The following is a 13771-nucleotide window of genomic DNA, read 5'->3' as shown; positions in this document are numbered from 1 at the left end:
CGCATTCTTGTTCGGAGACCGTGGTTGATGAGACCAGAGCTGATCCTTGCCTCTTCCAGCGCATCACGCCAGATGCTGATGCGCAATGCTGGGCTGACATTCACGGCAATGCCCGCCGCTGTCGATGAGCGCGCCATCGATGCTCGTCTTGAAGCAGAAGGCGCTACACCTGACCGAATTGCGGTGGAATTGGCAAAAGCAAAAGCGCTTGCTGTCAGCGCCATCATGCCCGGGGCGATTGTTCTGGGCTGTGATCAGACAATGTCTCTGGGAACGCGGATTTTTCACAAACCAAAAGATATGACTGAAGCCCATGCGAACCTCCTCTCTCTGGCAGGGCAAACCCATCGCCTGAACTGCGGCGCAGCATTGGCGCAAAACGGTGAAATCCTCTGGGATGTCGTGACGATTGCCGACATGACGATGCGCATATTCGATGCCGAATTTGTAGAGCGTCACCTCCAGCGCGTCGGTGAAGGCGTGCTGTCGAGTGTTGGCGCCTATCAGTTGGAAGGCGAGGGAATCCAGCTATTCAGTCAGATAGACGGTGATTATTTCACGATCCTGGGATTGCCGCTGTTACCTTTATTAACGAAACTTCGCGAACTCGGAATAAGTGATGGTTGATTCACGTGAAACATTAACCATCAAAGCCTTCGTTACCGGCTACCCGATAAAGCACTCCCGCTCACCATTGATCCATGGTCACTGGTTGAAGAGTTTCGGCATCCTGGGCTCGTACGAAGCACTGGAAGTAGCGCCTGAAAACTTTCGCACATTCATTGCTGATCTGAAAGCTGGACAGAATGGTGGTTTCGTCGGGGGAAACGTAACGATTCCCCATAAGGAATCCGCCTATCGATTTGCCGACCAGCCTGACGACATTGCGCGGGAATTGGGGGCGGCGAATACGATCTGGCTGGAAGATGGCCTGATACATGCGACCAACAGCGATGGTTACGGTTTTATATCAAATCTCGACGCGCAGCAGCCGGGGTGGGATAAAATGGACAGAGCCGTTGTTCTCGGCGCTGGCGGGGCGAGCAGGGCGATTGTCCAGGCTTTGCGCAATCGTGGCATTTCCGAAATTAATGTCGTCAATAGGACCGTCGGGCGTGCGAAGGAATTGCGCGACAGGTTTGGTGACAAAATTTTCGCCCACCCGATGCCCGCACTCCACGAGGTTATGGAAGGTGCAGGCCTTTTCGTCAATACGACGTCTTTGGGAATGGAGGGGAGCGATACCCCCTACCTTGATTTCTCACCTCTTCAAACCGGCGCAGTCGTCACCGATCTTGTTTATGTACCGCTCAAAACCCCCATTCTCGCGATGGCGGAAGAGCAGGGGTTTGCGACTGTCGATGGGTTGGGCATGTTGCTTCATCAGGCGAAGCCTGGCTTTGAACGATGGTTCGGGCAGTCTCCCGTCGTGAATGATGAACTCAGAAATCTCATCATAGCCGATATTGGGAAACAAGGATGATCATCCTGGGGCTGACGGGATCGATTGGAATGGGCAAGTCGACGACAGCAGAGCTGTTCGTTGCCGAGGGCATCGCCGTATGCGATTCAGACGCGGTTGTTCATCAACTTTATCAGAGCGAAGCCGTGCCTTTGATTGAGGATGCCTTCAACGGCACCACGCGCGATGGGACCGTAGACCGTGAAAAACTCGGTGAAACACTCCGTCAGAATCCGGCTAATTTTGCGCGTCTCGAAAAAATCGTTCACCCCTTGGTTCGAAGGAAACAGGAAGAGTTTATGGAAGATCAGCGAAATGCAGGCGCGGCACTCGCTGTCCTCGATATCCCGCTGCTTTTTGAAACTGGGGCGGAAGGCCGTGTCGACACCATTGTTGTCGTGAGTTGCCCTGCTGATATACAAAGGCAGAGAGTGTTGGCCCGACCGGGCATGACGGAAGAGAAATTCCAGATGATCCTGGCGCGGCAGATGCCGGATGAGGAAAAGAGACGTCGCGCAGATTTTATCATCGACACGAGCCGCGGAATTGTCGATGCACATCAGCAGGTGAAGTCTGTGCTTGCTGCATTGAGCACCGAGCGAGAAGGAAAAGACAATGCGTGAGATCATTTTCGATACGGAAACAACAGGTCTGGAATCGAAGGTCGATCGTATCATCGAAATCGGCGGCATCGAGCTCTTCAATCATTTTCCAACCGGGCGCACCATTCATCTGTTCATCAATCCCGAGGACAGAAAAGTTCACCCTGACGCTTTGGCGGTCCATGGGATCACAGATGACTTTTTGAAAGACAAGCCGAAGTTCGGCGAAGTTGTCCAAGAGATCAGGAATTTCTTCGAGGGTGCCCGCTGGGTTGCGCATAATGCGACTTTCGATATGGGTTTCATCAACGCAGAATTCAGCCGTCTTGGAATAGAAGCGGTTCCACCAGAGTTGGTGACGGATACGCTGTCCATGGCGCGGCGCAAACATCCGATGGGACCGAATTCCCTCGATGCGCTCTGCCGCCGTTATGGGATAGATAATTCCCATCGCACCAAGCATGGAGCATTGCTCGACTCCGAACTTCTGGCCGAAGTCTATATCGAGATGATCGGCGGACGTCAGACAGCGCTTGGCTTTGGTGCCGTCGCGAAAACCCAGGTCAATGAAGTCGTTGATGAAGGGCCGATCGAAGTTGTTGCTCGTCCTCGCGCTCTGCCGCCGAGGCTCGATGCGGATACGGCAGCAGCGCATGGAAAACTCGTCCTCGCCATGGGTGACAAGGCGATCTGGAACAAATACGCGCATTAAAAAACCCGGGCCTTGACCCGGGTTCGTATTTTATCTTTGCAAAGAAACTTAGTTCGGAACAGCCTGAACCTTGGCGCGGGCCTGTTCTTCAGCAACACGCTGCGCAAACATCTGCGAGAAATCGATCGGGTCGATCATCAGTGGCGGGAAGCCGCCATTGCGGGTCACGTCTGCAATGATCTGGCGAGCAAACGGGAACAGCAGGCGCGGGCACTCGATAAAGAGAACCGGCAGCATATGCTCCTGAGGAAAACCGGTGATGCGGAAAACGCCGCCGTAAACCAGTTCGGCCACGAACAAAACCTTGTCGCCATCCTTCGCTTCGGCATTCAATGTCAGGACGACGTCGAAGTCGGACCCGGAAATCGGGTTCGCGTTGACGTTGACATTGATATTGATGGCAGGTGCGCCATCACGGGCCTGAAGCGAACGCGGTGCACCGGGATTTTCGAACGACAAATCCTTGGTGTACTGGGTTAGAATGTTGAGCGAAGGGTTTGCCCCTTCCTGCGCACCGTTTTCAGTGGTCATACTATGTCCTCGCGGATTGAATTCTTGGAAGCCCGTCTATCATTTCAAATTATGGCTTACAACCCTTTGATCTCAAGGGAAGGTCAGGGTTTTGGCAGATCATGACCGTCCTTGCCGGGCGACCATGGCGAGTTCTTTGGACCATCGCGGTGAAAGTCGTCCTCGTCCAGATCCACCACTTTGGAGGAGCCGTTCGACTGCGGGCCTGGGCGGAAACCTGGACCTTTGAACGAGCCGGCAACGACGATGCGTGGACCGATGGCCTTCCACATGAAAGCCCTGAAGGCCGGGACAAGCAACAGAAGCCCTATGACGTCAGTAATGAAGCCAGGCACGAACAGCAGGATGCCTGCAATCACCCGCATGCCACCGCTGATCATGGCCTTTGCGGGTTCAGCACCGGTCCTGCTGGCATTTTGTAAATCGCGCACCATGCTCAGACCCCCGGTCCGTAAAATGACCAGGCCCAAAAACGATGTCAGAAAAATGAGGCCCATCGTCAGCCAGAGGCCAAGCGCTTTTCCGACAATGATAAATCCGGCGATCTCAAGGATCGGCATTGCGAGGACGATGATGGGCAGGAATGAGAAACGCATTTTGTTAGCCTTGCGTGGTGTTGAAGCGCTGCACGTCCTTAACGGTGATCGAGACGTATTCACGGACAGAAATCAGATGCTGGACACTAACGCAGAGGCGTTGTTTGGGTTGATCCAAATGCTCAATGACGAAGCATGTCGTCAATTTGCCTGCCTTTAGAGACCAGCGATTGCATCTGCCTGTTTGAATGATGAGCAGATGCAGACTATATGATGTGTAGAAAATTAGATTTAAATGGTGGTTTCGGTAAAAGATGGGCTCAAGCGACTTTATAACATTGTTTTTCCTGGTGGCTGCCGTGCTGATTTTTCTTCAGTTGCGAAGCGTGCTTGGCCGCCGTACTGGCAATGAAAAGCCTCCTGTGGACCCCTATAGCCCACGCGATGTGGCGAAAACCCCGGCAGCCGACGATAACAAGGTCGTTACCTTGCCTCGCCGTGGCGACGATGAGGATGAAAACCCCTATGCCGAAATCGATGCCGTTGCGCCTGTTGGCTCTGCTGTCAATGATTCGCTGCGCGAACTGACGAAGAGCGATCCGACATTCCGTCCAAAGGAATTCATCAACGGTGCGCGCATGGCCTACGAGATGATCGTCACGGCCTTTGCAGATGGTGATCGCAAGACGCTCAAAAATCTTCTGTCCAAGGACGTCTATGACGGTTTCGATGCGGCAATCACCGAGCGTGAGACGCGTGGTGAAGTTGTCAAATCGACATTCGTCGGCACGGAGAAGATCGACATCACCCATGCCAGCATTCGCGATTCCGAAGAGCAGATCACGCTGCGCATTATCAGCCAGCTGATTTCCGCGACCTTCGACAAGGATGGCAAGCTGATCGACGGTGACCCGGAGGCCGTGTCGGAAGTCGATGACATCTGGACATTCTCCCGCGACATCCGCTCGCGCGATCCGAACTGGAAACTGATTGCGACCGAATCCGAGCAATGACCGGCAAGGGCAGGGACTTCGAACTCAAACAGGTGTCGTTTGCGCAACTGCCCGGTTGGCAGGCAGACGACCCGACGCCGCTGTTACCTGCCATGCGGTCCATTTTAACGCATCTTGAAAATCGAAAGCCCTATCGCACCGGCGCGCTGGGGCTTGGTGCCGATGAACTGTCGGAGTTTTTACAAAAGGCAGAAACCGCAGATTTTGTCGACGCCATCACGGCACGAAGGTTTTTCGAAGATCACTGCATTCCGTTTCAGATCGAGCCGTCGACAGGTAAAGGCGGCTTCGTCACGGCTTTCTATGAGCCAGAAATCTCAGTGTCGGATGCGCCAGACGATATCTGGAAATATCCGATTTATCGTCGCCCCGACGATCTCATCGATCTCGATGACAGTAATCGGCCAACAGGCATCGATCCCTATTATGCCTTTGCGCTGAACCGCGATGGTGCGATCACGCACTATCCAGACAGAGGGGAAATCGACCGCGGATATCTGGCCGGGCGCGGGCTCGAAATTGCCTGGGCAAAATCTAAAATCGATCTGTTCTTCGTTCATGTGCAGGGCGCGGCGAAGCTCCGCTATGCCGATGGCGCCATCAAGCGCATCACATATGCGGCAAAAGCCGGACATCCGTTTTCGCCGATCGGGCGGCTCCTTCTGGACAGAGGGGAGTTGGACCCAACCACCATATCCATGCAGACAATCCGTGCGTGGCTTGAAGCGCACCCCGATCAGGTCGACGAGGTTCTCTGGCACAACAGGTCCTACATCTTCTTTCGCGAGGCGGATGTGGAGCGACTGGACCTGGGACCGATTGCTGCGGCCAAGGTTCCATTGATTGCGGGCCGCTCGCTCGCGGTCGATAGGTTGATCCATACATTTGGATTTCCGTTCTACATCAGCGCGCCCAGTCTTACGCATCTCGATGACGGCCAGCCCTTTGGCCGGTTGATGCTGGCGCTCGATACCGGATCTGCGATCGTTGGACCTGCGAGAGGCGACATTTTCACCGGCTCGGGGGATGAGGCCGGAGAACGTGCAGGAACCGTGCGCAACGTCGCCGATTTTTATATACTGATACCCCGTGGAGCAGCGGAAAGGTATCGGTGATGAAAGGTGGCCGCAAACTCGGCAGAGACGAGCGGGTTCTCTGGGGAAAAGTCGCCCGAACGACCCGTGTGATCTCTGGAAAAATCGAGGATCTGGACGATCTGGAAGAGGTCGAGCCGCCGCCCGTGCCTGATGTCAAGACGCCGAAACCACCGCCACCCTTTCCAAGGATGATCATCGAACCCGTTGTCGATACCTTGCTGCCGACGCCGAAAAAGGATCGCATCCATCATCCGCTTGAAAAGCCGGTCAAGCGCAAGCTGACACGGGGACGGCTGGCGCTGGAAGCGCGCATCGACCTTCATGGCATGTTCCAGAGCGAGGCCCACGCTGTGCTTCTGGACTTTCTGATCCGCGCGCATGAGCGGGGTCTGCGCCACGTTCTGGTCATTACCGGCAAGGGCCGGTCCATGGGTAGCGAAGGTGCGTTGAAGCGGGCTGTGCCGATGTGGTTTTCCAAACCGGAATATCGGTACCTCATTTCGTCCTACGAAGATGCCTCCATGAACCATGGGGGGGACGGTGCTCTCTACGTGCGGTTAGCCCGTCGTGGTGGAGATCGGTCATGACACCCTTCGCACAGGCGGTGCGGATGCTTCGCGAGAAAAAGGGCGTGACGCAAAAAGAGATGGCACTGGCGATCGGTGTGTCGCCTGCCTATCTCTCGGCGCTGGAGCACGGCAAACGTGGCAAGCCGAGCTTCAATCTTCTTCAGCGTATTGCGGGTTATTTCAACATCATCTGGGATGAGGCGGAGGAATTGTTCTCCCTCGCAGGCGTTTCCGATCCAAGGGTGGTGATCGATACCAGCGGTTTGCCGCAGGAATATACCGCTTTGGCCAATGGTTTGGCGCGGAATATTCGCAAGCTGCCGCCAACTGTGATAGACGAATTGGCAGAGGTGCTGCAAAAAAGCCGTTCTTACGATTGAAACCCGCGCTATCCCCCGCTTTATGCAGGGTTTTGACGCTCGTGGACTTTGGATATCGAGGCGGAATTTCTATAGTCACACGTCAGATTTAAAGTGATTCGCTGTCGCGCCGTCCGCAAACAGATGCGCTGCGACAGATACATTTGGAAAGAGTGCTTATGACTGAAACTCCGTCGAGCGAAAACGCCGCCAGTGCAGCCTATGGAGCCGACTCGATCAAGGTCTTGAAGGGCCTTGACGCGGTGCGCAAACGTCCCGGCATGTATATCGGCGATACCGACGATGGTTCCGGTCTGCACCACATGGTCTACGAAGTCGTCGACAACGCCATCGATGAAGCGCTTGCCGGTCATGCCGATCTGGTGACGGTAACGCTGAATGCCGATGGTTCGGTTTCGGTGACAGACAATGGACGCGGCATTCCCACCGACATCCACACCGGTGAAGGCGTCTCGGCTGCCGAAGTTATCATGACCCAGCTTCACGCAGGCGGTAAGTTTGACCAGAACTCCTATAAGGTCTCAGGCGGTCTGCACGGCGTGGGCGTTTCGGTCGTGAACGCGCTGTCGGTCTGGCTGAAGCTGCGCATTCGCCGCAACGGCAAAATCCACGAGATTTCCTTCACACACGGCGTGGCCGATGGTCCGCTGAAGATCGTGGGTGAGTATGAAGGCCGCTCCGGCACGGAAGTCACCTTCCTCGCCAGCACCGAAACCTTCACGATGACGGAATACACCTACGCGACGCTGGAACACCGGCTGCGCGAACTGGCCTTCCTGAATTCGGGTGTGCGCATTCTTCTGACCGACAAGCGCCATTCCGACATCAAGCAGGAAGAGATGCTCTATGATGGCGGTCTTGCAGCCTTCGTGCGGTATCTCGATCGCTCCAAGAAGCCGCTCGTCGACAAGCCTGTTTACATCATTGGCGAAAAAGACGGAATTACCGTTGAAGTCGCCATGTGGTGGAACGACACCTACCACGAAAACATGCTGTGCTTTACCAACAACATCCCTCAGCGCGATGGCGGCACGCATATGGCCGGTTTCCGTGGTGCGTTGACGCGCCAGGTGACCTCCTATGCCGATAGCTCCGGTATTACCAAGCGCGAAAAGGTTTCCCTTCAGGGCGAAGATTGCCGCGAAGGTCTGACCGCTGTTCTCTCGGTCAAGGTTCCCGACCCGAAATTCTCGTCCCAGACCAAAGACAAGCTGGTGTCGTCCGAAGTGCGGCCCGTTGTCGAAAATCTCGTCAACGAAGCGCTCAGCACCTGGTTCGAAGAACATCCGACCGAAGCCAAAATCCTCGTCGGCAAGGTCGTCGAAGCCGCGATTGCGCGTGAAGCCGCCCGCAAGGCCCGTGAACTGACCCGCCGCAAGGGCGCACTCGATATCTCCTCCTTGCCCGGCAAGCTTGCCGATTGCTCGGAGCGTGATCCGGCCAAATCCGAAGTCTTCCTCGTCGAGGGTGATTCCGCCGGTGGTTCTGCAAAGCAGGGCCGTTCGCGTGAAACGCAGGCCATTTTGCCATTGCGCGGTAAGATTCTGAACGTCGAACGTGCGCGTTTCGACAAGATGCTGTCCAGCCAGGAAATCGGTACGCTGATTACGGCGCTCGGCACCTCCATCGGCAAGGACGAGTTCAACGCCGACAAGTTGCGCTACCACAAGATCATCATCATGACCGACGCTGACGTCGACGGCGCGCATATTCGCACGCTGCTGTTGACGTTCTTCTTCCGCCAGATGCCGGAACTGATCGAGCGCGGCCATCTCTACATCGCTCAGCCACCGCTCTATAAGGTCACGCGCGGCAAGTCCGTTCAGTATCTGAAGGACGAAAAGGCGCTGGAAGACTATCTGATTTCCATGGGTATCGAAGAGGCGTCGCTGACATTGGGCTCCGGTGAAGTCCGTGTCGGCCAGGATTTGCGTGAGGTCATTCTCGATGCGGTACGCATGCGCACGCTGATCGACAATCTGCATTCGCGCTACAGCCGCTCGATTGTTGAGCAGGCAGCTATTGCAGGCGCGATGAACCCGGAACTGTCTGCCGATGCCAGCAAGGCTGAAGCCACCGTTGCCGAGGTTGCGCGTCGTCTGGACATGATCGCAGAAGAAACCGAACGCGGCTGGACCGGCGAAGTTCTTGATGATGGCGGTTTGCGCTTCTGGCGCATGGTGCGCGGCGTGAAAGAAGTCTCCACGCTGGATATGGGCCTGATGGGTTCGGCAGACGCGCGACACATCGACCAGCTGGCCACTCGCATGGGTGATATCTACAAGACGCCGCCGGTGCTGCAACGCAAGGACGGAACGCTGACGATTTCAGGCCCCCGCTCGCTTCTCGATGCCATCTTTGCAGCAGGCCGCAAGGGCTTGTCGATGCAGCGTTACAAGGGTCTCGGTGAGATGAATGCCGAGCAGCTGTGGGAAACCACGCTCGACGCAAACGTGCGCTCGCTGCTTCAGGTGAAAATTCCCGATGCAACCGACGCCGACAGCCTGTTTGCCCGCCTGATGGGCGACGAGGTCGAGCCTCGCCGTGACTTCATTCAGGAAAACGCGCTGAACGTCGCCAATCTCGACATCTGATTTTTAGGTGGATTGTCGCGTCAGACGATTCACGTGAAACGCATTCTTAACAAAAGGCCCGAGGGATATTCTTCCTCGGGCCTTTTGTTTGATCTCATACAGATGAAACAGGGTCTATTCGGCCTTGCCGGTAAACTTGCCTTCGAAGGCGACGTCGGAGAGTGGCAATCTGTCGCTCGGGATTTCCCGCTCTGCAAGCTCTGGCGATAGGGTGGATTTGTCGGCCATAGTCCCGATCGCGACGGCGGCCTCGACGATGAACCCGGCCGGAATGTCCAGTGTCTCGACAATCTTGTCCTTGAAGATGCCAGCCATGCCGTGGGCGTGGTAGCCGAGCATATGGGATTGCAATGCAAGAGACATCCAGGCAGCACCGGCATCGAAGGAATGGGTCGTTGCCGGTTTCTTCTCACCATCGCGGGAAATCGTAAAGTCGCGTGAAATGACGAAAAGCAGAACGGCGGCATTTTTCGCCCATACCTGATTGCCTTCCATCAACAGGCTGACAAACGTATCCCATTGGTTAGTGCCCTTATGGGCAAAGACGAAACGCCATGGCTGCTGGTTGGATGAAGACGGAGCCCAATGTGCAGCGTCGAGGATCGTCAGCAGATGCTCCCGGGGCATTCCCTTCCCGTCAAACGCACGTGGCGACCAGCGATCCAGAAATATGGGATCGACCGGATACTCGGACTGGCGTGAATTGGCGTAGGTCATATCATCTCCTCGACACTGTTTGACGTCATGATGCATAGGCGCACCGTGAGGCCCTAAAGACATGTCATACACCCCGCTGAGGAAAATGCCTCCTACAATCCGAAGAGCGATGTTTTGAATTGCTAGCAGGGGTGACACGGATAAATAGTTCGTTCATATATGCAGGAACATGTCGGACAATGGGAGAAATGTCATGAAATTGTTACGCGTAGGCCAACCGGGCCAGGAAAAGCCAGCTATCCTCGATGCTGAAGGAAAGGTGCGCGATCTGTCCGCGCATGTGAAAGACATCGGTGGCGATGCCATTTCTCCCGAAAGTCTCAAGAAGATTGCAGCCATCGATTTGGCTTCGCTTCCGGTTCTGAGTGACGACCGTATCGGCGCTTGCGTGTCTGGCACCGGCAAATTCATTTGTATCGGTCTCAATTTCTCCGATCACGCAGCCGAAACCGGCGCCACTGTGCCACCGGAGCCGGTGATTTTCATGAAGGCCACATCGGCTATCGTCGGGCCGAACGACAATGTGGTTATCCCGCGCGGTTCGGAAAAGACGGACTGGGAAGTCGAACTCGGCGTCGTCATCGGCAAGACGGCGAAATATGTCTCCGAAGCCGATGCTCTGGATTACGTCGCCGGTTACTGTGTTTCGCATGATGTGTCGGAGCGCGCCTTTCAGTCTGAGCGCCAGGGACAATGGACCAAGGGCAAGTCCTGCGACACCTTCGGTCCGGTCGGCCCATGGCTCGTCACCAAGGACGAAGTCGCTGATCCGCAAAACCTCGGCATGTGGCTGAAGGTCAATGGCGAGACGATGCAGAACGGCTCCAGCAAGACCATGGTCTATGGCGTTGCCCATGTCGTCTCCTACCTCAGCCAGTTCATGTCCCTGCATCCCGGCGACATCATCTCCACCGGCACGCCTCCCGGCGTCGGTCTCGGCATGAAGCCACAGCGCTTCTTGAAAGCAGGCGACGTGGTCGAGCTCGGCATCGAAGGTCTCGGCACACAGAAGCAGACATTCGTGGCCGACGTCTGAGGCTAATATTGAACAGTGCGTAATGAAAAAGGGCAGGCTTTGGCTTGCCCTTTCGCGTCAGCGTGTGACAAGCTGCTACCTCGCTGCGGGGGTAGTTGTGAGAATAATAAAGATAGTATTGGCAGTCCTCTGCATCGCAGGCGCTTGTATCATCCTAGGGTATTGGCTGGCTTTTCAGGCAGGTTTAAACGGCCTTTATAAATGCGAGGACGTTGCCTGTCCTTGGATTGTGCTCCTGATCACGGGCCCGATGTTTTCATTAGCTTTGGCAATGATCGCTTCCTTGATCTTCATCGGACTCAGACTCCGTAAATCCTCAAAAACTAAGCGTCGAGACAGCAACCAGCTCCCAAAATGACAGCCTGATTTTGTGCATGTGCGAAAAGATGCTATCATGACGAAAAGAAGTCGATAAACGACGGGAGGCGTTCATCCATGTTCTATCAGTTTTATGAAATGAACCACGCGGCCATGATGCCGCTCAGGGCCAGCGCCGATATGATGCGGCAGGCCTTCAACAATCCCGTCAATCCTCTGTCCAATACAGCCTTCGGACGAAGCCTCGACGCGGGCTTTGAAGTGTTCGAGCGGCTGACACGTCGCTACGGCAAGCCGCAATTCGATCTCTCGGAGACGGTGATCGGCGGAAAATCAGTTGGGGTCAGCGAAGAGATTGTCTGGTCGCTGCCGTTCTGCAATCTCATCCATTTCAAACGCGATCTCCCTGTCGGCCAAGCACCAGATCCGAAAGTCCTGCTGGTCGCACCCATGTCCGGCCATTACGCGACCTTGCTGCGCGGTACGGTCGAGGCGCTTCTCCCATCTGCCGATCTCTACATCACGGACTGGCTGGATGCGCGCACCGTGGCGCTAACGGATGGCCGTTTCGATCTCGATGATTACATCGATTATCTCATCGACATGATCCACCATATTGGCGAGGGCGTGCATGTCGTGGCCGTTTGTCAGCCGTCGGTGCCGGTGCTAGCCGCCGTTTCGCTGATGGAAGCCGACGATGACACATGCGCACCCGCCTCCATGACCCTGATGGGTGGGCCGATCGATACACGGATCAACCCCACCGCGGTCAACGAGATGGCTAAAGGTAAGCCAATCGAGTGGTTCAGGGACAATGTCATCATGCATGTGCCGTGGCCGCAGCCCGGTTTTGGCCGCGCGGTCTATCCCGGCTTCCTGCAACTCACCGGCTTCATGTCGATGAACCTCGACAAGCACATGACGGCGCACAAGGATTTCTACATGAACCTCGTGAAGAACGACGGTGAGACGGCGGAGAAGCACCGCGAGTTCTACGATGAGTATCTGGCAGTCATGGATTTGACGGCAGAATTTTATCTCCAGACCGTGGAAACCGTGTTCATCGAACATGCGCTTCCCAAGGGGACGATGCTGCACAGGGGCAGGGCGGTGGACCCGTCCTCCGTTAAGCGTACAGCGCTGTTCACCGTCGAGGGCGAAAATGACGACATTTCCGGCGTCGGCCAGACCAAGGCGGCACATGATCTCTGCTCGAATATTCCGCCCGAGAAACGCGAGCATTACATGCAGCCGGATGTCGGCCACTACGGCGTCTTCAACGGTTCTCGATTCCGTCGCGATATCGTCCCGCGCATGCTGGACTTTATCCGCAAAAACGAGCGTGCCGTATAGAAGCGACCGGATAGCTTTTTGCGGCGCGAATCGCTATGAAAGGCGATGTTTTCGCTCCTTCGAAAGTCCCTCAAATCCACGTCGCCTGCCAAGGCCGTGCCGTCTCAGCGCGTGGTGGATGTCGGTGGCCGCAGCGTCCCCATCACCATCACGGAAAATCAGCGCGCCACCCGCATCACGCTGCGCATAGAGCCGGGCGGCAAAGCGCTGAAGATGACCATTCCCTATGGTCTCCACCATCGCGAGGTGGATGATTTTCTCGACCGGCACAATGGCTGGCTGAAAGCGAGGCTATCGAAGTTTTCGGAAGGCGGCAGCGTTGCCGATGGCGGCAGCATTTCCATCCGCGGCGTGCCGCATCGCATCGAACACACCGGCACATTGCGCGGCGTAACGCATCTTGCGACGAACGAAGACGGCGAGGCGGTGCTGCGGGTCAGCGGTCTGCCGGAACATCTTGGCCGTCGTATCTCGACCTTTCTGAAGAAAGAGGCGAGGGCCGATCTTGAGAGGCTGGTGGCTCACCACGCCAAATCAGTTGGCAGGCCTGCACGGTCCATCTCCATGAAGGACACACGAAGCCGTTGGGGCTCGTGCTCGCATGAGGGAAACTTGAGCTTTTCCTGGCGCATCGTCATGGCGCCGGAAAGCGTCATCGATTATCTCGCCGCCCATGAGGTCGCCCATCTGCGCGAGATGAACCATGGCCCGAAATTCTGGGCGCTGTGTGAGAAACTCTGCCCGACCACGGAAGCCTCTAAAGCCTGGCTCAAACGCAACGGCTCGCAACTCCATGCCATCGATTTCGAGTGAATCCTTAAAAAACCATTTTGGATTCACGTGAAACATCT

15 protein-coding genes are annotated in these 13771 nt (G+C 55.8%); 12 read left to right on the top strand and 3 right to left on the bottom strand.

Annotated features, from left to right (window positions below):
* Window positions 1-27: 27 nt before the first annotated feature.
* The 4 genes from QRN55_RS21410 to dnaQ are packed head-to-tail and all read left to right on the top strand — an operon-like array spanning window position 28 to window position 2776.
* On the top strand, window positions 28-627 hold the full coding sequence (locus QRN55_RS21410; RefSeq protein ID WP_284778233.1) for a Maf-like protein: 600 nt from the start codon (window positions 28-30) through the stop codon (window positions 625-627).
* The gene (locus QRN55_RS21405) at window positions 620-1483 is read left to right on the top strand and encodes a shikimate dehydrogenase (RefSeq protein WP_284778232.1); all 864 of its coding nucleotides are present in this window, start codon (window positions 620-622) and stop codon (window positions 1481-1483) included. Before QRN55_RS21410 ends, QRN55_RS21405 begins: the two co-directional genes overlap by 8 nt.
* Window positions 1480-2085: a dephospho-CoA kinase gene (gene coaE / locus QRN55_RS21400; RefSeq protein WP_284778231.1), complete on the top strand. Its 606-nt coding sequence runs from the start codon at window positions 1480-1482 to the stop codon at window positions 2083-2085. Before QRN55_RS21405 ends, coaE begins: the two co-directional genes overlap by 4 nt.
* Complete coding sequence (gene dnaQ, locus QRN55_RS21395; RefSeq protein ID WP_284778230.1) at window positions 2078-2776, top strand: DNA polymerase III subunit epsilon; 699 nt, start codon at window positions 2078-2080, stop codon at window positions 2774-2776. The genes coaE and dnaQ overlap by 8 nt, the downstream gene beginning before the upstream one ends.
* Window positions 2777-2824: 48 nt before the next feature.
* Here the strand turns inward: dnaQ and secB are convergent, their stop codons facing one another.
* On the bottom strand, window positions 2825-3307 hold the full coding sequence (gene secB, locus QRN55_RS21390; RefSeq protein ID WP_111841287.1) for a protein-export chaperone SecB: 483 nt from the start codon (window positions 3305-3307) through the stop codon (window positions 2825-2827).
* 83 nt (window positions 3308-3390) lie between these two features.
* Window positions 3391-3903, bottom strand: coding sequence for an FxsA family protein (locus QRN55_RS21385; protein WP_111841286.1), 513 nt, complete (start codon window positions 3901-3903; stop codon window positions 3391-3393).
* A 254-nt stretch (window positions 3904-4157) separates the two neighbouring features.
* Here QRN55_RS21385 and QRN55_RS21380 point away from each other — a divergent pair, with 254 nt between their 5' ends.
* From QRN55_RS21380 to gyrB, 5 genes are all read left to right on the top strand, one after another.
* Window positions 4158-4856, top strand: coding sequence for a Tim44/TimA family putative adaptor protein (locus tag QRN55_RS21380; RefSeq protein WP_284778229.1), 699 nt, complete (start codon window positions 4158-4160; stop codon window positions 4854-4856).
* The gene (gene mltA / locus QRN55_RS21375) at window positions 4853-5971 is read left to right on the top strand and encodes a murein transglycosylase A (protein ID WP_284778228.1); all 1119 of its coding nucleotides are present in this window, start codon (window positions 4853-4855) and stop codon (window positions 5969-5971) included. Before QRN55_RS21380 ends, mltA begins: the two co-directional genes overlap by 4 nt.
* The gene (locus QRN55_RS21370) at window positions 5971-6540 is read left to right on the top strand and encodes a Smr/MutS family protein (RefSeq protein WP_233123517.1); all 570 of its coding nucleotides are present in this window, start codon (window positions 5971-5973) and stop codon (window positions 6538-6540) included. Before mltA ends, QRN55_RS21370 begins: the two co-directional genes overlap by 1 nt.
* Window positions 6537-6902 (top strand): helix-turn-helix domain-containing protein, encoded by a 366-nt coding sequence (locus QRN55_RS21365; RefSeq protein ID WP_111841283.1) that lies wholly within the window; start codon window positions 6537-6539, stop codon window positions 6900-6902. Before QRN55_RS21370 ends, QRN55_RS21365 begins: the two co-directional genes overlap by 4 nt.
* Before the next feature lie 158 nt (window positions 6903-7060).
* Window positions 7061-9496, top strand: a complete 2436-nt coding sequence (gene gyrB / locus QRN55_RS21360) for a DNA topoisomerase (ATP-hydrolyzing) subunit B (RefSeq protein ID WP_112501119.1) — start codon at window positions 7061-7063, stop codon at window positions 9494-9496.
* A 114-nt stretch (window positions 9497-9610) separates the two neighbouring features.
* Here gyrB and QRN55_RS21355 read toward each other — a convergent pair whose 3' ends face one another.
* Window positions 9611-10213 (bottom strand): nitroreductase family protein, encoded by a 603-nt coding sequence (locus QRN55_RS21355; RefSeq protein WP_284778227.1) that lies wholly within the window; start codon window positions 10211-10213, stop codon window positions 9611-9613.
* A gap of 193 nt (window positions 10214-10406) precedes the next feature.
* On the opposite strand from QRN55_RS21355, the gene QRN55_RS21350 reads away from it, so the two are divergent.
* The 3 genes from QRN55_RS21350 (at window position 10407) to QRN55_RS21340 (ending at window position 13733) form a co-directional block, all read left to right on the top strand.
* Window positions 10407-11249 carry a fumarylacetoacetate hydrolase family protein gene (locus QRN55_RS21350; protein WP_284778226.1) on the top strand — a complete coding sequence of 281 codons (843 nt, stop codon included), beginning with the start codon at window positions 10407-10409 and terminating at the stop codon, window positions 11247-11249.
* A gap of 435 nt (window positions 11250-11684) precedes the next feature.
* Window positions 11685-12920, top strand: coding sequence for a polyhydroxyalkanoate depolymerase (locus tag QRN55_RS21345; RefSeq protein WP_284778225.1), 1236 nt, complete (start codon window positions 11685-11687; stop codon window positions 12918-12920).
* A gap of 45 nt (window positions 12921-12965) precedes the next feature.
* Window positions 12966-13733 carry a M48 family metallopeptidase gene (locus QRN55_RS21340; protein ID WP_284778224.1) on the top strand — a complete coding sequence of 256 codons (768 nt, stop codon included), beginning with the start codon at window positions 12966-12968 and terminating at the stop codon, window positions 13731-13733.
* The last annotated feature ends 38 nt before the right edge of the window (window positions 13734-13771 follow it).

It is taken from the genome of Agrobacterium sp. lyk4-40-TYG-31, from assembly GCF_030209855.1.
GTDB lineage: Bacteria > Pseudomonadota > Alphaproteobacteria > Rhizobiales > Rhizobiaceae > Agrobacterium > Agrobacterium vaccinii.
The sequence above is the reverse complement of the archived record's forward strand: the minus strand, read 5'-3'. Positions and strand labels throughout refer to the sequence as shown.